This is a genomic window from Arthrobacter sp. NPDC080082 (assembly GCF_040686595.1).
Classification (GTDB): Bacteria; Actinomycetota; Actinomycetes; order Actinomycetales; family Micrococcaceae; genus Arthrobacter.
The window spans coordinates 87,659-111,162 of record NZ_JBFBKQ010000002.1; the positions used below are offsets into that span (position 1 = coordinate 87,659).

The window sequence follows — 23,504 nt, forward strand, 5'->3', positions numbered from 1 at the left end:
CCCCTTATTAAGCCCTTCCGCCTATCGCGATCGGGTCGCGGAGGGGGAGTAGCACGTTCAGCAGGTGGACAATGGTGTCCAAATAGTGAGACAGGCGGCGGCCTCGTTGACACCCGTCTCGCTCAGAGGGAAAACTGAACGCATGACCGCAATCGTTACCGCCGGCATTGCTGCAGGTGTATCCGTCGTCCTTACCAAGCGCGTGGCCTCATAGCCTCCACTGGTAACGAACCGTCACGCGCAAACCCCTCGAAGAGCCGGCAGGCTGAGGGGTTTTTTTATTTCCGCTCCACCCGTACCGCCAGCACCACACGATCACTGTAGATCCACCCGAAGATCCACCTAAGGAAGAGTCCGATGAGCAAAGGATCGCCGATCAGCCCCTCGCTGATGGCTACGAAGTCCGCTGGAGCGCACAAAGCTCCGGAACGCGTCGAACGACCGGCCGACACCGCCGTCGTCGAGCATGCTGCTGCCTCTCCCGTCCTTGGGCCGAACAACGTCGTACCCCCGACGGTGATGACCGGCTCGCAAGCAATCGTCCGCGCACTCGAAGAACTCGGCGTCGAGGACATTTTCGGTTTGCCCGGTGGCGCGATCCTGCCCACCTATGACCCCTTGATGGCCTCCAGGATGAATCACGTCCTGGTCCGTCACGAACAGGGAGCCGGCCACGCCGCGCAAGGCTATGCCATGGTTACCGGACGGGTGGGCGTCTGCATCGCCACCTCCGGCCCCGGTGCCACCAACCTCGTTACCGCCATCATGGATGCCCACATGGACTCCGTGCCGATGGTGGCCATCACCGGCCAGGTCTCCAGCGGAGTCATCGGCACCGATGCCTTCCAGGAAGCCGACATTGTCGGCATCACCATGCCGATCACCAAGCACTCGTTCCTGGTCACCGACGCCAACGACATCCCGCACGTGATGGCGGAGGCGTTCCACCTCGCCTCGACCGGCCGCCCCGGCCCGGTCCTGGTGGACGTGGCCAAGGACGCCCAGCAGTCCGAGATGACCTTCTCCTGGCCGCCGAAGATCGACCTGCCCGGCTACCGCCCGGTGCTCCGCGGCCACAGTAAGCAGGTCCGGGAGGCGGCGCGCCTGATCGCGGCCGCCAAGAAGCCGGTCCTGTACGTCGGCGGCGGTGTGGTCAAGGCCCACGCCTCCGCGGAGCTGCGGGAATTGGCCGAGCTCTCCGGCGCCCCCGTGGTCACCACCCTGATGGCCCGCGGCGTTTTCCCCGACTCCCACCCGCAGCACGTCGGCATGCCCGGCATGCACGGCACGGTCTCGGCCGTTACCGCCCTGCAGCAGTCGGACCTGCTGATCACCCTCGGCGCCCGGTTCGATGACCGGGTCACCGGCATCCTCTCCTCGTTCGCTCCCAACGCGAAGGTGATCCACGCGGACATCGACCCCGCTGAAATCTCCAAGAACCGCACCGCGGACGTGCCGATCGTAGGTTCGGTCAAGGAGATCATCCCCGAACTGAGCGAAGCCCTGCGTCTGCAGTTCGAGGCCTCCGGCACCCCGGACCTGGCCAACTGGTGGGCCTTCCTGAACAACCTCAAGGAGACCTACCCGCTCGGCTGGACCGAACCCGAGGACGGCCTGACCGCTCCGCAGCGGGTCATCGAGCGGATCGGTGCCCTGACCGGCCCCGAAGGCGTCTACGTGGCCGGCGTGGGCCAGCACCAGATGTGGGCCTCGCAGTTCATCAAGTACGAGCGCCCGCACGCCTGGCTGAACTCCGGCGGCGCCGGCACCATGGGCTACGCCGTGCCCGCGGCGATGGGCGCCAAGGTGGGCAACCCGGACCGCGTGGTCTGGGCGATCGACGGCGACGGCTGCTTCCAGATGACCAACCAGGAACTGGCCACCTGCGCGATCAACAACATCCCCATCAAGGTCGCCGTCATCAACAACTCCTCCCTGGGCATGGTCCGCCAGTGGCAGACCCTGTTCTACGAGGGCCGTTACTCCAACACGGATCTCAACACCGGCCACGACACCGTCCGCATCCCGGACTTCGTCAAGCTCGCCGACGCCTACGGCTGCGCGGCCCTGCGCTGCGAACGCGACGAGGACATCGACGCGACCATCCAGAAGGCCCTGGAAATCAACGACCGTCCCGTGGTGATCGACTTCGTCGTCAGCCCCAACTCCATGGTCTGGCCGATGGTGCCCGCCGGAGTGAGCAACGACCAGATCCAGGTTGCCCGGAACATGACCCCGGACTGGGAAGAAGAGGACTGACCATGACCCGCCACACACTCTCCGTCCTGGTCGAGGACAAGCCCGGCGTGCTGACCCGCGTGGCCAGCCTCTTCGCCCGGCGCGCCTTCAACATCAACTCCCTGGCCGTCGGCCCGACCGAGGTCGCCGGCATCTCCCGGATGACCGTCGTCGTCGACGCCGACGGCGAGCTGATCGAACAGGTCACCAAGCAGCTGAATAAGCTGGTCAACGTGATCAAGATCGTCGAGCTCACCCCAGAATCTTCCGTACAGCGCGACCACATCCTGGTCAAGGTACGGGCGGACGCCGCAACCCGGCTGCAGGTAACCCAGGCAGCCGACCTCTTCCGCGCATCGGTGGTCGACGTCTCCACAGAGTCGGTCGTCATCGAGGCCACCGGCCACCCCGACAAGCTCACGGCATTGCTCTCGGTGCTGGAGCCCTTTGGCATCCGCGAAATCGTGCAGTCCGGCACCCTGGCCGTCGGCCGCGGGTCCCGCTCGATGAGCGACCGGGCCCTGCGCTCCGCGTAGGCCGCGCCGCACCTGCAGCACAGCGCCACACGAATTCACAGACAACACCCCACGAATCCATTAATAAGGAGACACCCCAGTGACTGAAATGTTTTACGACGACGACGCCGACCTGTCGATCATCCAGGGCCGCACCGTCGCCGTGATCGGTTACGGATCCCAGGGCCACGCCCACGCCCTCAGCCTGCGCGATTCCGGTGTTGACGTCCGCGTCGGACTCAAGGAAGGTTCGAAGTCCCGCGCCAAGGCCGAGGCGGAGGGCCTGCGCGTCCTCAACGTCGCCGACGCCGTCGCAGAGGCCGACCTGATCATGGTCCTTACCCCGGACCAGGTCCAGCGCCACGTCTACGCCGAGGACATCGCCCCGAACCTGCAGGCCGGTGACGCCCTGTTCTTTGGCCACGGCTTCAACATCCGCTACGGCTACATCCAGCCGCCGGCCGATGTCGACGTCGCCCTGGTCGCCCCGAAGGGCCCGGGCCACATCGTCCGCCGCGAATTCGAGGCCGGCCGCGGCGTGCCGGACCTGATCGCCGTCGAGCAGAACCCGTCCGGCAAGGCCAAGGAACTGGCCCTGTCCTACGCCAAGGCCATCGGCGGCACCCGCGCAGGCGTCATCGAGACCACCTTCACCGAAGAGACCGAAACCGACCTCTTCGGCGAGCAGGCGGTCCTCTGCGGCGGCGCCTCGCAGCTGATCATGTACGGCTTCGAGACCCTGACCGAGGCCGGCTACAAGCCCGAGGTCGCCTACTTCGAGGTGCTGCACGAGCTCAAGCTGATCGTCGACCTGATGGTCGAGGGCGGCATCGCCAAGCAGCGCTGGAGCGTCTCCGACACCGCCGAGTACGGCGACTACGTCTCCGGCCCGCGGGTCATCACTCCCGAGGTGAAGGAGAACATGAAGGCCGTCCTCAAGGACATCCAGGACGGCACCTTCGCCAAGCGGTTCATCGATGACCAGGACGCCGGCGCACCGGAGTTCAAGGAACTTCGCAAGAAGGGTGAGGACCACCCGATCGAGGCCACCGGCCGGGAACTGCGCAAGCTCTTCTCCTGGATCAAGAACGAAGACGACTACACCGAAGGATCAGTCGCCCGCTAGGGAACTGACCGGCAGGGGGAGCCGGACACCCGCAACGGGGGTCCGGCTTTCCCTGTGTTTACCTGCACCATCTGTTTACCCGCACCATCGATTCACCAAAATCCCCACCTGAATACAAGAGAGCTAAAGAGGTCACCGGTGACAAGCACCAAACCTGTCGTACTCCTCGCCGAGGAACTTTCGCCCGCCACAGTCGAGGCCCTCGGCCCGGACTTCGAGATCCGCCAGACCGACGGCGCCGACCGTTCCCAGCTGCTCTCGGCGATCGCCGACGTGGACGCGATCCTGATCCGCTCGGCCACCCAGGTCGACGCCGAGGCCATCGCCGCGGCAAAGAACCTCAAGGTCATCGCCCGCGCCGGCGTCGGACTCGACAACGTGGACATTAAGGCCGCCACCCAGGCCGGCGTCATGGTGGTCAACGCCCCGACGTCAAACATCGTCTCCGCCGCGGAACTGACCGTCGGCCACATCCTGAGCCTGGCCCGCCACATCCCGCAGGCCTCCGCGGCGCTCAAGAACGGCGAGTGGAAGCGCTCCAAGTACACAGGTACCGAACTGTTCGAGAAGAAGATCGGCATCATAGGCCTCGGCCGCATCGGCGCCCTGGTCGCGGCCCGGCTGAAGGGCTTCGACACCAAGATCCTCGCCTACGACCCCTACATCACCTCCGCCCGGGCCGCCCAGCTCGGCGTGCAGCTGGTGACCCTGGACGAGCTGCTGGCCCAGTCCGACTTCATCACCATCCACATGCCCAAGACCCCGGAGACCGTCGGCATGCTCGGCGCCGACGCGTTCCGGAAGATGAAGCCCACCGCGTACGTCGTCAACGTCGCCCGCGGCGGCCTGGTGGACGAGGAAGCCCTTTACACCGCGCTGGAGTCCGGCGAGATCGCCGGCGCCGGCGTCGACGTATTCGTCAAGGAGCCAAGCACCGACCTGCCGTTCTTCAAGCTCGACAACGTGGTGGTCACCCCGCACCTGGGCGCCTCCACCGACGAGGCCCAGGAGAAGGCCGGCGTCTCGGTGGCCAAGTCCGTCCGCCAGGCCCTGGCCGGCGAGCTGGTCCCGGATGCCGTGAACGTCGCCGGCGGCGTGATCGCCCCCGACGTGCGCCCCGGCATCCCGCTGATCGAGAAGCTCGGCCGGATCTTCACCGCCATGACCCACGCGTCGCTGACCCAGTTCGACGTGGAGGTCGCCGGCGAGATCTCCGAACTGGACGTCAAGGTCCTCGAACTCGCCGCGCTCAAGGGCATCTTCGCCGACGTCGTCACCGAGCAGGTCTCCTACGTCAACGCCCCGGTGATCGCCGAGCAGCGCGGCATCAACGTCCGGTTGATCACCACCCCGGACACCGAGTCCTACCGCAACGTCCTGACCCTGCGCGGGGCGCTCAGCGACGGCAGCCAGATCTCCGTGGCCGGCACCCTGACCGGACCCAAGCAGATCGAGAAGCTGGTCGGCATCAACGGCTTCGAGGTCGAAATCCCGATCAGCGAGCACCTCGTGGTGGTCGCCTACTCGGACCGCCCCGGCGTGATCGGCACCATCGGCCACATCCTCGGCATGAACAACATCAACATCGCCGGCATGCAGGTGGCCCGGCAGGCCGAGGGCGGCCAGGTGCTCGCCCTGCTGACCATCGACAGCTCCGTGCCCCAGCAGGTCCTCGACGCCATCAAGGCCGGCATCGGCGCCGAGATGGTGCGCGAAGTGGACCTCGAGGACTAAGCACCCTTACCGGTTTGCCTGCGGCGGCGCGTCCGCCGCAGGCGTCCGGGAACCACCGGCCGGTCTGCGTACAATAGCTACGTCCGATTCCAGGATGTGGCCGGCAGACCGGCCTTTACTTTTGCACGCCCGGCAGGGGAAGCCTTCTCATCCGCGCCGAGAACCCGCGGACACGAACAGCGGCGTGTGCACGCAATCCAGCTTTCAGGAGCCCAATGAACGCCGTCCAAAGGTTCATCAGAAGCAGAGTGCTTTTGCTGACCGCGTCCATTTTGATCGTCGCCATGTGCCTGTCCGTCCTCGTGCAGGGACAGTCCCAGGCGGCGCTCAACCGCACCGTCGACCAGAACTCGCGCGGCCTCTACGACATCCTGGTCCAGGCCAAGCCCAGCTCGTCCGGAGCGCTGATGCAGCCGGACATCGCCACCGGCCAGGGCGGCATCGGCTTCGACCAGCTCGACGCCATCCGGAAGCTCTCCGGCACCTCCGTCGCCGCGCCGATCAGCCTGGTCTCGCGCGTCTCGCAGAACCTGGAGGCACCCCGCCTCGACGCCACCGACTACCTGGGCTACAACGCCGGCCTCGCCGGCACCGCCGGTGACCCCACCGCCACGGACCCCTCCAAGTGGCCCGCCGCGCAGTCCGTCTTGAGCGACACCCCCAAGAAGTACCGCCTGACCGCCAGCGCCGTCAGCTCCAACGGCTCCAGCGAACAGACGCTGTTCAAGACCACCGCCGAGGGCACCCTCGGCAAGGGCAAACTGGTCGAGGAACAGGTCGCCGGCGGCAAGAACGTCCGGATCGCGGGCCCGGCGGGGGAGACCGGCATCAAGTTCCCGGCCCCGGCCGGCGGCTCCGAACACACCCTCTTCAACCTCTCCGTGGCGCTGCCCCTGGCGCCGCAGGTCACCGAGTCCGTTGTCGCCGTCGACCCCGTCGCCGAACGCGCCCTGCTGGGTGGTGCCGGCGACTTCCTGGCACCCCTGGAGAAGGCCCCGCCCGCCGACGCCCGCGACGCCGGCGCGATCGGCCGCCACTTCGAGAGCCTCTTCACCAGCGGCATCACCATGGACCAGCTCAAGGAAGGCCCCGACTTCCTGGGCGTGAAGCTCAAGTACTGGGCGCCCCTGATGACCCAGTACCAGCAGGCCAAGAACGCCGGCCAGCTCACCGCCGACTCGCAGGCCATCCCGCTGATCGTCCGCTCCGGCACCTCCCTGGACCTGAAGTACTCGGTCAAGATCGAGGAAATCGACAACGCCGGCAACGTCACCAAGGACGTCGGCACCGTGACCCGGTCGCTGGACAAGGACTACCTGCCGTTCGTCTCGAAGGCCCCGTTCGACCTGGCCTGGCCCGGCTCCAAGGACCTCAGCTCGCTGATGGGGGACACCGGCGGCTTCGGCCAGGGCCTCTACAACCCCGCCATCTGGAGCACCGACTTCGCCACCGCGCCCAAGTACAAGGACGGCCAGACCGCCGGCAACGGCGCCGTCGAAAAGTCCGCCGTCCCCGGTGAATGGGTCACCGTGAACCGGCTCCCCGAGAAGGGCGCCAACGGTGCCGCCGTCGACCAGACCCAGCGCACCCCGGTGGACGAGCGCTCCTACCGGGAGAACCTGCAGACGGGCAAGAAGCCGGCGACGCCGCTGCCCATGGTCTACGGCACCTTTGATCCGGCCAAGGTCCAGGAGGCCGCCGGCGACGTCAACCGCCTCCCGCTGGGCGGCTACGACCCGACGCCGATGACCCTGACCAAGGACGGCTCCGGCAAGGACACCACCCCCACCGCCCTGAAGCCCTCGCTCAGCGCCACGGGCCTGGTGAGCCAGTCCGCCGGCGCCATCACCGACTACTACGGCCTGGCCGCCGCCCGCGGCTACGATAAGAACGCCTCCGTCATCGACGCCGTGCGGGTCCGCGCCCAGGTCGACGGCACCTGGAAGCAGGCGCAGCCCGAGGTCGAGAAGCTCGCCAACCAGATCCGGGACATGGGCCTGGAGGCCACCGTGGTGGCAGGCTCCGCCCGCGAGGACGCCAGTATCTTCGTGCCCGGTTACTCCAAGGACGACGCCGGCAAGGAATCCCCGCTGGGCACCGTCACCCAGTCGTGGGTGCGGCAGAACGCGGCCGACGCCGTGACCGGCTCGCTCTCGGGCACCAACCTCACCCTGCTGTTCCTGACCCTCTGCGGGGCCGCCCTGCTGACCGGCGCCTCCACCGTCAGCTACGTCCGCAAGCGCCGCCGCGAGGCCGGAACCCTGCGCGCCATGGGCTGGACCCAGCGCCGGATCCGCACCTGGGTGCTGGCCGAGTTCGGAGTCGGCGCCGCGGCGCTGGCCGCCGCCGGGATCATCCTGAGCCTGGTCAGCTGGAACCCCGCCACCGCGATCGTCTCCGCCTCGGTCCTGGTGCTCTACTGCGCCGCGGCCTTCTTCGCCGCCCAGCAGCTGCGCCACCGCGAGGTGATCGACCAGGAACCCCAGCATGACGAGCGGCTCATCCCGGTCGACTCCCCGCTGACCTTCGCCAGCCGGCAGCTGAGCACTAACAAGTTCAACACCGGCTCCCTGGCGATCGCCGTCGGCGTCTTCGGCGCCGCGGTGGGCGGCCTCGCCGCCCTGCTGATCGACATCCCGCGCGCCGCCGGCGCCAGCGCCCTCAGCGGCGTGGCCGCCGCCAGCATCGCCCTGCCCAGCATCATCCTGGGCATCTCCGGGGTTGCCGTGGGCCTGCTGCTGACCATGGTCACCGGCCGGTTCGAGCTCGCCGCCAAGCGCCAGTACCTGGGCACGCTGCAGGCGATGGGCTGGAACCCGGACATGCTGGGCCAGGTCCGCTTCTTCGAAAATGCCATGGTGGGAACCATCGCCCTGCCCCTGGGCGTCCTCGGTGCCCTGGGCGTGGGCCTCATCCTCGCCCCCTACGCCGCACTCTGGGCCGCCGTCGCCGGCCTGGTCGCGGTCCTCTGCTGGATCCCGATTGCAACGAAAGTAGTCCAATGACCAACGAGCTGAACCTTGACCGGGAAGCACACGACCGGATGACCACCAGCACCCGCCGTGCGGCGGCGCAGAAGACCCGCGCCAACACGATCGTGCGGCCGACGGACCACGCCACGCCGCTGGAGCTGAGCAACATCACCATCCACTACGGCGGCGGCAAGAACGGCGCCGAAGCGGTCAACGTCGTGGACGACTTCAACATGACCCTGCACGCCGGCGAGATGCACTGCGTCGCCGGCCGCTCCGGCTCCGGCAAGACCAGCATCCTCACCGTCGGCGCGGGCCTGACCCTGCCGACGTCGGGCCGGGTCTTCTGGGAAGGCGACTCGCTGGAGACCATGGGCGACGACGAGATCGCCGACCGCCGCCGCGCGCTGATCGGCTACGTGGACCAGGGCGGCGCCCTGATCGACGGCATGAGCGCGCTGGAAAACGTCCTGCTGCCGGCCGTCCCCGACGGAGAGGTCGAACAGCGCCGCGACATGGCCAAGGACCTCCTGGACCTGGTGGGCCTGGGCCGGCGCATGCGCCACCGCCCCGCCCAGCTCTCCGGCGGTGAACGCCAGCGCGTGGCGATTGCCCGTGCGCTGATCCTGGGCACGCGCGTGCTCGTGGTGGACGAACCGACCGCCAGCCTGGACCGGGCCTCGGCCAACCGCATCATCAGCATCCTCAAGGACACCACCTCGGACGGCATCGCCGTGCTGGTCGCTTCACATGACCACGAACTTGTCCGCCAGAGCGATACCCTCACCGAACTGATTTAGGTTTAACCCGTGACGCCTTCCGAAAAGCCCCCGTTCTACATCACCACCGCCATCACCTACCCGAACGGCGTGCCGCACATCGGCCACGCCTACGAATACATCGCCACCGATGCGATGGCACGGTTCAAGCGGCTGGACGGCTACGACGTCTTCTTCCTTACCGGGACCGACGAGCACGGGATGAAGATCGCCCAGGCTGCCGAGAAGGAAGGCATTTCGCCCAAGGAACTGGTCGACCGGAACGCGGAGATCTACCAGGCCGCCCATGCGGCCCTCGGCATTTCCTACGACCGCTTCATCCGGACCACGGACGCCGACCACTACGCCGCGTCGCAGGCCATCTGGAAGAAGATGGAAGCGAACGGGGACATTTACCTGTCCAACTATGAGGGCTGGTATTCGGTCCGCGACGAGGCCTACTACGGCGAAGACGAGACCGTGGTCAAGGATGACGGCCTCCGCTACTCGCGGGAGACGGACACGCCGGTCACCTGGACCGCCGAGGAGAGCTACTTCTTCCGGCTCTCGGCCTACCAGGACAAGCTGCTGGCCCTGTACGAGGCACACCCCGAGTTCGGGGCGCCGCAGTCCCGGTTCAACGAGGTCATCAGCTTCGTCAAGCGCGGCCTGGAGGACCTCTCCATCAGCCGGACCACCTTCGACTGGGGCGTCCCCGTCCCGGGCAGCGACGGGCACGTCATGTACGTGTGGGTGGACGCGCTCACCAACTACCTCACCGGCGTCGGCTACCCGGACCTCGACTCCGAATCCTTTAAGAAGTACTGGCCGGCCGACGTGCACGTGATCGGCAAGGACATCTCCCGGTTCCACGCCATCTACTGGCCAGCCTTCCTGATGTCCGCCGGGTTGGAGCTGCCCAAGCGCATCATGATTCACGGCTTCCTGCACAACAACGGCGTCAAGATGTCCAAGTCGCTCGGCAACGTGGTGGCGCCGGCGGACTTCGTCGCTCAGTACGGCCTGGACCAGGTCCGGTACTTCTTCCTGCGGGAAGTCCCCTTCGGGGCGGACGGGAACTACAACCACGAGGCGATCGTGGGCCGGATGAACGCGGACCTGGCCAACAATTTCGGCAACCTGGCCCAGCGGTCCCTGTCCATGGTCGCCAAGAACTGCGAGGGCAAGGTCCCCGTCCCGGCCGCCTTCAGCGCCGAGGACTCCGCCCTGCTGGGGCAGGCCGGGGCCCTGCTGGCGACCGCCCGGGCCGCGTTCGAGAAGCAGGAATTCAGCCGCGCGCTGGAGGCCATCTGGAATGTCCTGGGCGACACCAACGCCTACTTCGCCGAGCAGGCTCCGTGGGTGCTGCGGAAGACCGACGTCGAACGGATGAACACGGTCCTCTACGTCACCCTCGAGGTGCTGCGCAACGTCGCCATCCTGGCGCAGCCGGTGATGCCGACGGGGGCCGGCGCCATCCTGGACAGCCTGGGCCAGCCCGAGGGGGAGGCCCGCAGCTTCGCCGCGCTGGCCACGCCGATCGAGGCCGGTACCGCCCTGCCCGCGCCGGCTCCGGTCTTCCCGAAGTACGAGGAGCCCGCGGAGGCCTGAGCCACGGGCCCGAACTCCGCGAACACCCCCGGCACGCCGCCGGGGGTGTTCGTATTTTGAGACGGATTGCCCAGCATGCGGATGCCGTCACTACCCTGAAGGTATGAGCGAATCCACGATCGACCTGGCCGTTATCCCCGGCGACGGCATCGGCCCCGAGGTCGTAGCCGAAGCCCTCAAGGTGCTCGAGAAGGCCGCCTCGGCCGAGGGCATCGTGCTGCAGCAGACCCACTACGACCTCGGTGCCGCGCACTGGCTGGCCACGGGGGAGACCCTGCCCGAAGAGACCCTGGCGGACCTGCGCGGCCGCGACGCCATCCTCTTCGGCGCCGTCGGCGCCGCTCCCGGGGACACCCGGATCCCGTCCGGCATCATCGAGCGCGAACTGCTGCTCAAGCTCCGCTTCAGCCTGGACCACTACGTGAACCTGCGCCCCTCCAAGCTGTACGCCGGCGTCGGCAGCCCGCTGGCCAACCCCGGCGAGGTTGACTTCATCGTGGTCCGCGAGGGCACCGAGGGTCCGTACGTCGGCAACGGCGGCACCCTGCGCAGCGGCACCCCGCATGAGGTCGCCACCGAGGTCTCGCTGAACACCGCCCACGGCGTCGAGCGCGTGGTACGGGACGCCTTCCGCCGCGCCAACGAGCGCCCGCGCAAGAAGCTGACCCTGGTGCACAAGCACAACGTGCTGGTCTACGCCGGCCACCTCTGGAAGCGCACCGTGGAGGCCGTCGCCCAGGAGTTCCCCGAGGTCAGCCACGATTACCTGCACGTGGACGCCGCCACCATCTTCATGGTCACGGACCCTGCCCGCTTCGACGTGATCGTCACCGACAACCTCTTCGGCGACATCCTCACCGACCTCGCCGCGGCCATCACCGGCGGCATCGGCCTGGCCGCGTCCGGCAACATCAACATGGACCGCACCGCGCCGTCGATGTTCGAACCCGTCCACGGCTCCGCCCCGGACATCGCCGGCCAGCAGAAGGCCGACCCGAGCGCCGCGATCCTCTCCGCCGCCCTGCTGCTGGACCACCTCGGTTACGGCGCGGCAGCGCGGCGGATCGAGGCGGCCGTGACCGCCGACGTCGAGGCCCGCGACGGGAGCTTCCGCAGCACGGCGGCGATCGGCGACGCCATCGCGGCCGCCCTCTGACGCCCGGGCGTAAGCTAGTTTCGACTCACCAATTTGCTGCCGTGGTCCGAGGATGAACCACGTTCACACCGCCAGGCAGCCGACCATGGAGGAACCATGACCCAGACTGCCCATGGCGTCGAATTCGCGCAGCGGCTCTCGGCGACCCCGAAGTCCGCGGAAGAGCGCGCAGCCATCCTGGCGAACCCGGGATTCGGCGACTACTTCACCGACCACACCGCGATCGTCGACTATAGCGTCGACGCCGAGGGCAAAGGCGGCTGGCACGACGCCCGGATCGAACCCTACGGTCCGATCATGCTGGACCCCTCCGCCGCGGTCCTGCACTACGGCCAGGAAATCTTCGAGGGCCTGAAGGCCTACCGCCACGCGGACGGCTCCGTCTGGACGTTCCGGCCCGAGGCCAACGCCGCCCGGCTGAACAAGTCCGCCCGCCGGCTCGCACTGCCGGAACTGCCCGAGGAATACTTCCTCGCCGCCATCCGCGAACTGGTCTCCGTCGACCGTGACTGGGTTCCCTCCGGCGACGGCGAGGCCCTGTACCTGCGGCCGTTCATGATCGCCACCGAGGCGTTCCTGGGCGTCCGGGCGGCCCGCGAGGTCTCCTTCCGCGTGATCGCCTCCCCGGCCGGCAACTACTTCGGCGGCGAGCTCAAGCCGGTTTCCATCTGGATCTCCCGCGAATACGCCCGCGCCGGCCGCGGCGGCACCGGTGCCGCCAAGTGCGGCGGCAACTACGCCGCGTCGCTGATCGCCCAGCAGGAGGCCGAGGCCAACGGCTGCAAGCAGGTGCTCTTCCTGGACCAGTTCAACGACAACGCCGTCGAGGAGCTCGGCGGCATGAACGTCTTCTTCGTGATGAAGGACGGCTCCCTGGTCACCCCGGCGCTCTCCGGCACCATCCTCGAGGGCGTCACCCGCTCCTCGGTGATCCAGGTGGGCCGCGACATGGGCCGTGAGGTCACCGAACGGAAGATCACCCTGGACGAGTGGCGCGACGGCGTGGCCTCCGGTGAGATCGCCGAGGTCTTCGCTTGCGGCACCGCCGCCGTGATCACCCCGATCGGCGTGCTCAAGGACGCCACCGAGTTCATCGGCTCCGAGGACGCCAAGGCCGGCGAGACCACTATGGCCATCCGCGAACAGCTGCTCGGCATTCAGACCGGCACGGTCGAGGACACCCACGGCTGGCTGACCCGCCTGGCGTAAGCACTCCGGCCCTGCCCTCCGGGCGGGCGCGGTGGGAAGATGGGACTGTGATCCATGACGACGTCCGGGCCCCGGTCCGGAGTACCGACCTGACCGCCTTCCATCTGGCGCCCAACCCGGGGCCGATGAGCCTGCACGGGACCAACTCGTACGTGCTCTCGGCCCCGGGGGCCTCCGCCGTCGTGGTGGTGGACCCGGGCCCGCTGGATGAGGAGCACCTGGCCGCGCTCGGCCGGGCCGGGACGGTGGAACTGATCCTGATCACCCACCGCCACGCCGACCACACGGCCGCGGCCGCCCGGTTCGCGGAGCTGACCGGTGCCCCCGTGCGGGCCGCCGACCCCGCGCACTGCCACGGCGCCGAACCGCTGGCCGACGGTGAGGTGCTGCACGCCGCCGGCGTCGAGATCCGGGTGCTGGCGACGCCGGGCCACACCTCCGACTCCGTCTGCTTCCATCTCCCCGGCGACGGCGAGCACGGTTCTGTCCTCACCGGCGACACCGTCCTTGGCGTCGGGACCACGGTGCTGGACTACCCCGACGGGCGGCTGGGGGACTATCTCGACTCGCTCGACCGGCTGGAGCGGATCGGCCCGGCGACGGTCCTGCCGGCCCACGGGCCCATCCTCCCCGCGCTGGACACGATCGTCCGGGCCTACCGCGACCACCGCCAGGACCGGCTCTCCCAGATCCGGTCCGCCCTGGCCGAACTCGGCGGGGACGCCGGCGTCGTGGAGGTGGCCGACGCGGTCTACGCCGCCGTCGACCCCTCCGTCCGGCCCGCCGCCGAACTGTCCGTCGCCGCGCAGCTGGACTACCTGCGCGGACGGTAGGCTAGGGCGCATGCGTATCGCCCGGTTTGTAGTTGATTCTGATCCCCTTTACGGCATCGTCGAAGGCGAGCCCGGCAGTGAGGTCATCACTGTCATCCACGGCGACCCCTTCTTCAACGGCGTCGAACGGACCTCCGTGAAGCACCAGCTGGAGGACGTCCGCCTGCTCGCGCCGATCATCCCGCGCAGCAAGGTCGTCGGCGTCGGCCGCAACTTCGTGGAGCACGCCCACGAACTCGGCAACGAGGTGCCCGCCCAGCCGCTGCTGTTCCTCAAGCCCAACACCTCCGTGGTGGGCCCGAACGACCCCGTGGTCCTGCCCGAGTTCTCCGAGGAGATCTCCTTCGAGGCCGAACTGTGCGTCGTGATCGGCCGGATCTGCAAGGACGTCCCCGAGGAGCGTGTGGACGACGTCGTCTTCGGCTACACCTGCGGCAACGACCTCACCGCCCGGGACGTCCAGAAGACCGACCTGCAGTGGGCCCGTGCCAAGGGCTTCGACACCTCCGCCCCGCTGGGCCCCTGGATCGAAACCGAACTGGACACCGAGGACCTGCAGATCCAGGGCCGCCTGAACGGCGAACTGCGCCAGGACGGCAACACCAACCAGATGATCCGCGGTGTCCGCGAGCTGGTCTCGATCGTCTCGCACGCCTTCACCCTGCTGCCCGGCGACGTCATCATGACCGGCACCCCGGCCGGCGTCGGCCTCGTCCAGGCCGGGGACCGCTACGAGGTGGAGATCGAGGGCATCGGACGCCTCTCCAACCCGATCGTCCGCCGGTAGGAAACCGCGCCGATTTCGGACAGCCGCACCGTGGAGCCACGGTGCGGCTGTCCGTTTTCACAGCGGGAACGGGTACCGGGCACGCGGTAAAGTTGGTACCACTATGACTACTCCCACCGCGCCCGACGCCGTCTCCAGCTCTGCCACCACGGACCCGAACCGTGAAGCCTCCCGCGAAGTCACCGCGGACACCCCGGTCCGGGTCCGGTTCTGCCCCTCGCCCACCGGAACCCCGCACGTCGGCCTGATCCGCACCGCCCTGTTCAACTGGGCCCACGCGAAGCACACCAAGGGCACGTTCGTCTTCCGGATCGAGGACACGGACGCGGCGCGCGACTCGGAGGAGAGCTACCAGCAGCTGCTGGAGGCGCTGAAGTGGCTCGGCATCAGCTGGGAAGAGGGCGTCGAGGTGGGCGGCCCGCACGAACCCTACCGCCAGTCGCAGCGCCTGGACCTCTACAAGGACGTGGTGGCCAAGCTCGTCGCAGGCGGCTACGCCTACGAGTGCTACTCCTCCCCGGAGGAAGTCGAGGCACGCCACCGCGCCGCCGGCCGCGACCCGAAGCTTGGCTACGACAACTTCGACCGGAACCTCTCCGAGGAACAGCTCGCCGCGTTCCAGGCCGAGGGCCGGCAGCCGGTGTTGCGGATGCGGATGCCCGACGAGGATGTCACCTTCACCGACATGGTCCGCGGCGAGATCACCTTCAAGGCCGGCAGCATCCCGGACTACGTGATCGTCCGCGCCGACGGTTCGCCGCTCTACACCCTGGTCAACCCGGTGGACGACGCGCTGATGGGCATCACCCACGTCCTCCGCGGCGAGGACCTGCTCTCCTCCACGCCCCGCCAGGTGGTGCTGTTCCGGGCGCTGATGGAGATCGGCGTCGCCAGCTACCTGCCCGAGTTCGGCCACCTGCCCTACGTCATGGGCGAGGGCAACAAGAAGCTCTCCAAGCGCGATCCGCAGTCCAACCTCTTTCTGCTGCGCGACCGCGGCTTCATCCCCGAGGGCCTGCTTAACTACCTCTCGCTGCTGGGCTGGAGCCTCTCCGCGGACGAGGACATCTTCACCGTGGAGCAGTTGATCGAGAACTTCGACGTCCACGACGTGCTGGCCAACCCGGCCCGCTTCGACCTCAAGAAGGCCGAGGCCATCAACGGCACGCACATCCGCATGCTCGACGCCGAGGACTTCCGCGGCCGGCTGGTCCCGTACCTGCAGGCCGCCGGCCTGGTGGGGGAGACGCTTACCGCGCGCGAAGAAGAGATCCTCGCCGAGGCTGCGCCGCTGATCCAGGAGCGCATCTCGCTCCTCGGCGAAGCGCCCGAGATGCTCGCCTTCCTCTTCAAGGCCGACGACGCGGTGGACGTGGCCGACGACGCCCGCAAGGGACTCCCGGAGAACCTCACCGAGGTCCTCGACGCCGCCCTGGCCTCGCTGGAACCGCTGCAGGACTGGACCGCGGAGAGCATCCAGGCCGCCCTGAAGGAGTCGCTGGTCGAGGGCCTCGGCGTCAAGCCCCGGCTGGCGTTCGGCCCGGTCCGCACGGCCATATCCGGCCGCCGGATCTCCCCGCCGCTGTTCGAGTCCATGGTCATCCTGGGCCGGGACTCGTCCCTGGCCCGCCTGCGCGCCTTCCGCGGCTGATGATGGATGCCGCCACGCGGGGCGGGGACCGGGCGGCCGACGTGCTGGCGCCCGGTCTCACCGCCGTCACCGGGGTGCTCTTCGATATCGACGACACGCTGGTGGACCTGGAGTTCGCCATGACGGCGGCCCTGCGCGGCGTCAGCGAGCATCTGCTCCCGGGCCTGGATGAGGCCTCCTGGGAGAAGTTTGGCCGCATCTTCACGAAGGAAACCACGCACTACTACGACCGCTACCTGGCCGGCGAGCTGACGTTCAACGAGCAGCGCCTGCTCCGCGGCCGCGCCGCACTGGGGCACTTCGGCGTCGAGCTCGCCGAGGGGGAGCAGGCCCATCACTGGGTCAGCTCCTACGCTAGCCTGCAGCACAGCTACATCCGCGCCTTCGACGACGTGGTTCCGCTGCTGAACGCCCTGGACGCCGCGGGGATCCCGTACGGTGCCGTGAGCAACAACGTCCACGACTACCAGCGTGTGAAGCTCGACGCCGCCGGGCTGGAGCGGATCGGCGTGCTGGTCGGCACGGACACCGTGGGCGTCCCGAAGCCGGACCCCGCCATCTACCTCGAGGGTGTGCGCCTGCTTGGTACCGGCCCGGGCGAGACGCTCTATGTCGGCGACAACCGGCTGCTCGACGCGGACGGCGCGACGGCGGCCGGACTGCTGGGCGTGTGGCTTAACCGCGGAGGAGACCCCGCGCCGGAGTTCACCGGACGCGAGGTCTCCTCGCTGCTGGACCTGCTCGCCTGAGCTGATTCGCCTGACGTTTCGCCTGCGCGGTTAGGCAGGAGCCTTCCGTTAAGCCGGAGCCTGGGCGATCCGCCGGTTCCGCAGCGCCAGGTAGGCGCCGACGGCGCCGAGCGCCAGCAGAGTCACCAATCCCAGGGCCACGGCCACGTCGTTCTTGATCATGCTCGACGGCGACACCGCAGAGGCGCTGGAGAAGAGCGTGCCGGTTCCGGCGGCGATCTGCGCGTTGCCGTCGGCCAGCTTGTCGGCGCCGGTGGCGAGCTGTGTGGACCCCGCTGCGAGCTTACTGTTGCCGGTGTGAAGGTCGGAGGCGCCGGTGGCCAGTGCGGTGGATCCATTCAGCAGGCCCGGGTTTGCCGGGTCCGCGGGATCGCCCTTGATGCCCGTGTTCAGTGCCAGGGTTCCGTCCGCGAGCCGGGAGCTGCCGTCGGTCATCTTGGCCGTGGCCTTCAGCAGGCCCGGGTGCTCCGGATCGCCGGGTACGCCGTCCATGCCCACCCGGATTTTCGAGGTGCCGTCCGCCAGCAGTCGGGTGCCCAGGACGACGCCGGGGTTGTTCGGGTCCTGGCTGTTGAGCTTGGCCGCCAGGGTAGCGAAGCCGGCGGTGAGCTTCCCGGTTCCGGCGTGGAGCTGCCCGGCGCCGGTGTTCAACTGGGCGGCGCCGCTGCGGAGCTGGCCGGCCCCGGCCTGCAGTTGCGAGGCGCCCGCGTCCAGGCGGTGGGCGCCGTCCAAGATCTTGGTGATCTTGTCCCTGACCACGGACAGCGGCACCAGGCCCTGGACCGGATCACTGGCGGCGGCATTCAGCTGCTCCAGCGCCTGGGCCAGGGCAGCCGTTCCGGTTCCGGCCTCGGGGTTGTTGTTGGCGCCCCGGTAGCCCTTGAGCTGGTCGGTGCCGGCGGCGAGCTGGTCCGTGCCGGCGGCCAGTTGGCCCGTGCCCGCGGCCAGCTGGCCGGCTCCGGCGTTGAGCTGGGTAGCGCCGTCGGCCAGGTTGTTGTCCGCGTTGCCGGCGGCCGTGGGGGTCAGCGCGGCGGAGAGCTGGACAGCACCCGCCGCCAGCTTCTGGGCGCCGTCGTCCACCTGGTAGACGCCGGGGGCGAGCTTATTGTCCACATCCGTCTGGATCTTGACCGCCCCCTCGGAGAGCTGGGTCGCGCCCTGCTGCAGCTGATCCGCGCCGGGGGCGAGCTTGCCGGCGATGCCCTGGTGGATCTTCTCCGCGCCGTCCGAGAGCTTGCCAGAGCCGGTGTCGGCCTGGCCCGCGCCGTCGGCGAGCTTCCCCGCACCGTCCTTGAGCTGCTGTGCCCCGGCGGCGGCCTGGCCCGCGCCGTCGTTGAGACGGGCGGACCCGTCGGTGATCTTGCCCGTGACCAGGGTGTAGAAGCCCAGCAGGGCGATCAGCAGCAGCGCCAGGACGGCGATGGCGATTTGTTGGGCCCGGTTACGGGGCGGAGCGATGGCGACACGACTCTGTGGCACAACTTGTTCCTCTCGACGATCCAGCCGGCAACGGCTGCGCTGCCGGCCCCGCCAGTGTGATGCAGCTAACAGCCGTCTCCGGCCGTGGGGATGCTGCTTTTCGATTGGGGGAAGGGTTGGGTTACTCGTTGGTAACTTACCGAGAGTAAACTTACCGGCGCCGGATTGGCAAGGGTTTTCGCAGATTGACCGGAGTCGTCGGCCGCCAGGGGCGCCTTCGGAGGCGTACCGGCAGGGTCTTCGGGCCGATTTGTGCCGGACAAAAGTCTCGGGTAAAGTAATTACTCGTGCTGAGGCGCCGGGAGCGCGGGTTTAGTCCTGCGGAACCGGTCCGAAAGTCACAATGGGATATGGTGTAATTGGCAACACTACGGTTTCTGGTACCGTCATTCTAGGTTCGAGTCCTGGTATCCCAGCTCTGAAAATCCGCGGAATTCCGCGGAAAATCGGAGCATCTGAATCGGTTCAGCCGATTTGGAGAACGGCTGAAGGTATGAAACAATCTTCGAGCTGGAAAAGTGCAAGGCCCCATCGTATAGCGGCCTAGTACGCCGCCCTCTCACGGCGGTAACGCGGGTTCGAATCCCGCTGGGGTCACAAATTTCCCCCGGAGACCACGGTCTCCGGGGGATTTTTTATGCCCTGAATGCCGCTGCCCGGCCGCCCCGCGGACCGTCGACCTGCCATGATGAAGCTGTGAGCGACCACGAGAGCACCATTCCCGCCCGCGCAGGCCGGGCCGCCGCACGCCAGATGAACGCGGTAGAGCTGCTGGAGGACGCCCGCCGCGAGCTGGCCGCCGTGGTCCTGCCGCTGGACCTCCCTGGGGTGGAGGACCCCCGCCGCGACCTCCGCAACGCCGCCGCCCAACTGGACGACTACATCCTGCCCCGCTACCGCAGCCTCGACGCACCCTTACTCGCCGTCGTCGGCGGGTCCACCGGCGCCGGGAAGTCCACGCTGGTCAACGCCCTGATGGGCCACCCTGTCACCCGTGCCGGAGCGATCCGACCCACCACCCGCCAGCCCATCCTCCTGCACCACCCGGCCGACGCCGGCTGGTTCGAGGACCAGCGGGTGCTGCCCACGCTCGGCAGGATCCGCGGCACCGTCCTCGCCGGGCCGCCCCCGGAGCAGGCCGCGTCGGTCCCCGCCGTCGGCGGGGAGACTGCCGCGGTGACCTCTCTGGTCCTCGCCGGCGACGCGGCGGTCCCGGCCGGCGTCGCGCTCCTGGATGCCCCCGACGTCGACTCCGTCTCTGACGAGAACCGCCAGCTCGCCGGACAGCTGCTCGCCGCGGCGGATCTCTGGATCTTCGTGACCACGGCCAACCGCTACGCCGACGCCGTGCCCTGGCGTCTGTTGCTGGACGCCGCCGCCCGCGACATCACCGTGGCCGTGGTGCTGGACCGCGTACCGCCGGCGGCCGAGGACGAGGTGGCCGCCGACCTGCGGACGATGCTCGAGCGCCAGGGCCTGGGCTCGGCGCGGCTGTTCATCGTCCCGGAGGTGCCCCTGGACCGGGAGGGCATGCTGCCGCCGGCCACGGTGGCGCCGCTGCTCGCCTGGCTGCGCGGAATCGCGGCGGACGCCGCCGGCAGGTCCGCAATCGCCCGGCGGACCCTCAACGGCGCCATCAGGGGCCTCGCCGCCAGGTTCACCGCCGCTGCGGACGCCGTCGCGGCGCAGCAGGAAGCAGCCCGGCAGCTGGAGTTGGACGCCACGAACGCCTACGGGGATGCCGCCGGCCGCATCCAGGCCGCCACCCGCGACGGTGCCCTGCTGCGGGGAGAGGTGCTCGCCCGGTGGCAGGACTTCGTCGGCACCGGGGAGTTCTTCCGCGTCATGGAACAGAACATCGGCCGGATGCGGGACCGGGTCGGCGCGTTCTTCCGGGGCGAACCGGCCCCGGCGGTCCGCGTCGAAACGGCCATCGAGACCGGCCTGCAAGCGGTGATCCTCGACGAGGCGGCCAACGCCGCCGAGGAGACGGACCGGCGTTGGCGTTCCGACCCGGCCGGCCGCCGCCTGCTGGGGACCGACGACCTGTCCGGCACCTCGCCGGGCTTCGCGGACGCCGTCGCGGCCGAGATCCGGGCGTGGCAGGGAAGCCTGATGGAGCTGATCCGGACCGAGGGACAAGGCAAACGCACCCAGGCACGCTGGCTGTCCTTCGGAATCAACGGCCTCGGTGCGGCGCTGATGATCGTCGTCTTCTCCATGACCGCCGGCCTCACCGGCCTGGAGATCGGCGTCGCCGGCGGGACGGCCGTGATCGGCCAGCGCGTCCTGGAAGCGGTCTTCGGCGAGGACGCCGTGCGCCGGCTGGCCAGGACCGCCCGCACCGACCTGCAGGAACGCTGCCTGCGCCTCCTCGACGACGAGCGGCAGCGATTCCTGGACCGCCTCGAGGCCGCGGCGCCGGACGTCGTCCCGGCCGCGGACCTGCGGGCGCTGGCCGCCGCCCTGACCGCGCTGGCGGCCGGATGAACCGCCACGCCTCGGCCCGGGAGGCATCCCGGCTGGACCGACGGCTGGAAGCACTCGATGACGCCCGGCAATTGGCGGCCGGGGTGCTGCCGGACGAGACCTTGGACGAGGTCCTGCAGGTCTTGGAGCGTGCCAGCTCGCGGCGTTCCCTCTCCGCCGAACACACCGTGGTGGGCTTCTTCGGGGCCACCGGCAGCGGAAAGTCGTCGCTGTTCAATGCGGTGGCCGGCGCGGCCATCGCGACGGCGGCGGCCCGCCGCCCCACGACGTCGGAGCCGCTTGCCGGGATCTGGGGCGCGGAAGGCAGTGGGCAGCTTCTGGACTGGCTGGACGTGCGCCACCGGCATATTGCCGCGGCCGTGCCCGGCTTCGCGGACGACTCCACCGGGCTGATCCTGCTGGACCTGCCCGACATTGACTCCACCCGCGCCGAAAACCGGGCCATCGCAGAGCGCCTGACGGGCCTGGTGGACGTCCTGGTCTGGGTACTCGACCCGCAGAAGTACGCCGACGCGGCGGTGCATCACGACTTCCTCGCCCCGCTCGCCACCCACGCCGCCGTGACTTTGGTGGTCCTCAACCAGGTGGACCGGCTGCCGGAACACGACGTGCGGCCGGTCCTGGAATCCCTCCAGTCGCTGCTCCACCGCGACGGACTGGGTTCCGTGCAGGTCCTCGGAGCCTCGGCCCTCGTGGGGACCGGGGTGGATAAGGTCCGCGCCGCGATCCGCCAGGTGGCCATGCAGCGGCGCGCGCTGTCCCAGCGGCTGGCGGCCGACGTCGACCACGCGGCCCACCGGTTGGCCGAAGAATCCGGGACGGGTGAGGCCGCCGGCGTCCGGCCCGGCAGCCGGGAACGCCTGTCCCGGGAACTGGCCACGGCCGCCAACGTGCCGCTGGTGGTGGACGCGGTGGCCGCCTCTTACCGGCTGGAGGCGACGCGCCGGACCGGCTGGCCGGTGACCCGTTGGCTCGCCCGGCTCCGGCCGGACCCCCTGCGCAGGCTGAACCTGCGCCGGACCGGGGAACCGCCGCAGCTGAACCGGACCTCGCTGCCCCCCGCCGGTGCGCCGGAGCGCGCGCGGACCGACGCTGCGGTCCGGGACTTCGCCGACGCCGCCTCCGACGGCGCGCCCGGACCGTGGCGGGCGGCCATCCGCGCCGCAGCCCGGGAGGGCCGGGAGCAGCTCCCGGACGCGCTCGACCAGGCGATCGCCGGGACCGAACTGTCCGCGGGGCGGGGCTCCTGGTGGTGGCGACTCTTCAACGTCATGCAGTGGCTGGGGCTGGTGGCTGCGGTTGCCGGGCTGGGCTGGCTGGGGGTACTGGCGGCGCTGGGCTACTTCCAGCTGCCGGTTCCGGAGGTTCCCCGCGTCGAAGGCTGGCCGGTGCCCACGGTGCTGGTGGCCGGGGGAGCGCTACTGGGCGTGGTGCTGGCCCTGGCGGCGCGGACCCTCGCAGGAATGGCTGCTGGGGCGCGGGCCCGGGCCGCGCGCCGCCGGCTGGAGGCAGCGGCCGACGCCGTCGCCCGTGACCTCGTGGTGGCGCCCGTCGAGCTCGAAGCCAGCCGGCTCACCGCGTTCAACGCTGCACTGAAGGTGGCTGGCGGCTAGACGCGCCCTCCCCGCAGGTCCGCGGCGGCGTCGCGGACCTTGATCAGGGTGCGCAGGTTGCGCGTGGTGGTGGAGGACTTGTACTTCGGCTTCGAGGAGAGCTTGCTGAACGGGCTGTCCAGGGTGCCGCCGGCCGGGGCAAGCCACGCCACCGCCTCGGAGCCCAGCAGGGTCAGCTCCACGCCGTCCACTGCGGTTCCGGCGTCGTACAGTTCGGCGAGGACGCCGGCGTCGGAGGACAGCGTGACGTAGCTGTGCGTGCCGGCGTCGTCCGGCGGATACGGGCACGCGGCCACCAGCTCCGCCAGGCGTTCGGCGGGCAGTACCACCACCCAGGCGTCGTAGCCGAAAGCCTCGCGCAGGCACTCCTCGAACTCGGCCTTCACCCCGGCCGCGGGCAGGTCGCTGGTCAGGACCACGTTCCCGCTGGCCAGCAGTGTCTTCACGGAGCCGAAGGGCCGCTGCTTCAGGGCATCCTTCAGTTCGGCCATTTTGATGGTGATGCCGCCGACGTTGACCCCGCGCAGGAAGACCGCATAGCTGTTCATCCGCACAGCCTAGCGCCGGCCGCCGACGCCGGGGA

The 23,504-nt window shown here is 69.1% G+C and carries 17 protein-coding genes and 2 tRNA genes; 17 read left to right on the forward strand and 2 right to left on the reverse strand.

The window, feature by feature from the left end; all coding sequences use genetic code 11:
* The first annotated feature begins 357 nt into the window (after nt 1-357).
* From AB0O44_RS04705 to AB0O44_RS04765, 13 genes are all read left to right on the forward strand, one after another.
* Nucleotides 358-2,259: an acetolactate synthase large subunit gene (locus AB0O44_RS04705; RefSeq protein ID WP_364134887.1), complete on the forward strand. Its 1,902-nt coding sequence runs from the start codon at nt 358-360 to the stop codon at nt 2,257-2,259.
* A 2-nt stretch (nt 2,260-2,261) separates the two neighbouring features.
* Entirely contained in the window at nt 2,262-2,774 is a 513-nt protein-coding gene (ilvN, locus tag AB0O44_RS04710; RefSeq protein ID WP_290257479.1) for an acetolactate synthase small subunit, read from the forward strand.
* Nucleotides 2,775-2,853: 79 nt separating this feature from the next.
* Complete coding sequence (gene ilvC, locus AB0O44_RS04715; RefSeq protein ID WP_364134890.1) at nt 2,854-3,879, forward strand: ketol-acid reductoisomerase; 1,026 nt, start codon at nt 2,854-2,856, stop codon at nt 3,877-3,879.
* 138 nt (nt 3,880-4,017) lie between these two features.
* On the forward strand, nt 4,018-5,613 hold the full coding sequence (gene serA, locus AB0O44_RS04720) for a phosphoglycerate dehydrogenase (RefSeq protein WP_364134893.1): 1,596 nt from the start codon (nt 4,018-4,020) through the stop codon (nt 5,611-5,613).
* Between the two features lie 215 nt (nt 5,614-5,828).
* Complete coding sequence (locus AB0O44_RS04725; RefSeq protein ID WP_364134896.1) at nt 5,829-8,618, forward strand: FtsX-like permease family protein; 2,790 nt, start codon at nt 5,829-5,831, stop codon at nt 8,616-8,618.
* A gap of 38 nt (nt 8,619-8,656) precedes the next feature.
* On the forward strand, nt 8,657-9,385 hold the full coding sequence (locus tag AB0O44_RS04730) for an ATP-binding cassette domain-containing protein (RefSeq protein ID WP_290257870.1): 729 nt from the start codon (nt 8,657-8,659) through the stop codon (nt 9,383-9,385).
* Between the two features lie 9 nt (nt 9,386-9,394).
* Nucleotides 9,395-10,954 (forward strand): methionine--tRNA ligase, encoded by a 1,560-nt coding sequence (gene metG / locus AB0O44_RS04735; RefSeq protein WP_364134899.1) that lies wholly within the window; start codon nt 9,395-9,397, stop codon nt 10,952-10,954.
* A gap of 103 nt (nt 10,955-11,057) precedes the next feature.
* A complete protein-coding gene (locus tag AB0O44_RS04740) occupies nt 11,058-12,110 on the forward strand; it encodes a 3-isopropylmalate dehydrogenase (protein WP_364134902.1) in 1,053 nt (350 codons plus the stop codon).
* A gap of 96 nt (nt 12,111-12,206) precedes the next feature.
* Entirely contained in the window at nt 12,207-13,319 is a 1,113-nt protein-coding gene (locus AB0O44_RS04745) for a branched-chain amino acid aminotransferase (RefSeq protein WP_364134905.1), read from the forward strand.
* A gap of 47 nt (nt 13,320-13,366) precedes the next feature.
* A complete protein-coding gene (locus AB0O44_RS04750) occupies nt 13,367-14,152 on the forward strand; it encodes an MBL fold metallo-hydrolase (protein WP_364134908.1) in 786 nt (261 codons plus the stop codon).
* 10 nt (nt 14,153-14,162) lie between these two features.
* Nucleotides 14,163-14,939: a fumarylacetoacetate hydrolase family protein gene (locus AB0O44_RS04755; protein WP_290257489.1), complete on the forward strand. Its 777-nt coding sequence runs from the start codon at nt 14,163-14,165 to the stop codon at nt 14,937-14,939.
* 103 nt (nt 14,940-15,042) lie between these two features.
* Nucleotides 15,043-16,590, forward strand: coding sequence for a glutamate--tRNA ligase (gene gltX / locus AB0O44_RS04760; protein WP_364134911.1), 1,548 nt, complete (start codon nt 15,043-15,045; stop codon nt 16,588-16,590).
* Nucleotides 16,591-16,592: 2 nt separating this feature from the next.
* On the forward strand, nt 16,593-17,339 hold the full coding sequence (locus tag AB0O44_RS04765; RefSeq protein ID WP_364135777.1) for an HAD family hydrolase: 747 nt from the start codon (nt 16,593-16,595) through the stop codon (nt 17,337-17,339).
* 48 nt (nt 17,340-17,387) lie between these two features.
* On the opposite strand, the gene AB0O44_RS04770 is transcribed toward AB0O44_RS04765, so the two are convergent.
* Nucleotides 17,388-18,818, reverse strand: coding sequence for a hypothetical protein (locus tag AB0O44_RS04770; RefSeq protein ID WP_364134914.1), 1,431 nt, complete (start codon nt 18,816-18,818; stop codon nt 17,388-17,390).
* 344 nt (nt 18,819-19,162) lie between these two features.
* Here AB0O44_RS04770 and AB0O44_RS04775 point away from each other — a divergent pair.
* The 4 genes from AB0O44_RS04775 to AB0O44_RS04790 all read left to right on the forward strand — a co-directional run bounded on the left by AB0O44_RS04775 (nt 19,163) and on the right by AB0O44_RS04790 (nt 22,921).
* Nucleotides 19,163-19,234: transfer RNA gene (locus AB0O44_RS04775), tRNA-Gln, on the forward strand.
* A gap of 108 nt (nt 19,235-19,342) precedes the next feature.
* Nucleotides 19,343-19,415 (forward strand) — tRNA-Glu (locus AB0O44_RS04780).
* 156 nt (nt 19,416-19,571) lie between these two features.
* Complete coding sequence (locus AB0O44_RS04785) at nt 19,572-21,308, forward strand: dynamin family protein (protein WP_364135780.1); 1,737 nt, start codon at nt 19,572-19,574, stop codon at nt 21,306-21,308.
* Nucleotides 21,305-22,921: a GTPase gene (locus AB0O44_RS04790; protein ID WP_364134917.1), complete on the forward strand. Its 1,617-nt coding sequence runs from the start codon at nt 21,305-21,307 to the stop codon at nt 22,919-22,921. The genes AB0O44_RS04785 and AB0O44_RS04790 overlap by 4 nt, the downstream gene beginning before the upstream one ends.
* Here the strand turns inward: AB0O44_RS04790 and AB0O44_RS04795 are convergent.
* Nucleotides 22,918-23,469, reverse strand: coding sequence for a DUF1697 domain-containing protein (locus tag AB0O44_RS04795; RefSeq protein WP_364134920.1), 552 nt, complete (start codon nt 23,467-23,469; stop codon nt 22,918-22,920). The genes AB0O44_RS04790 and AB0O44_RS04795 overlap by 4 nt on opposite strands.
* Nucleotides 23,470-23,504 lie beyond the last annotated feature (35 nt).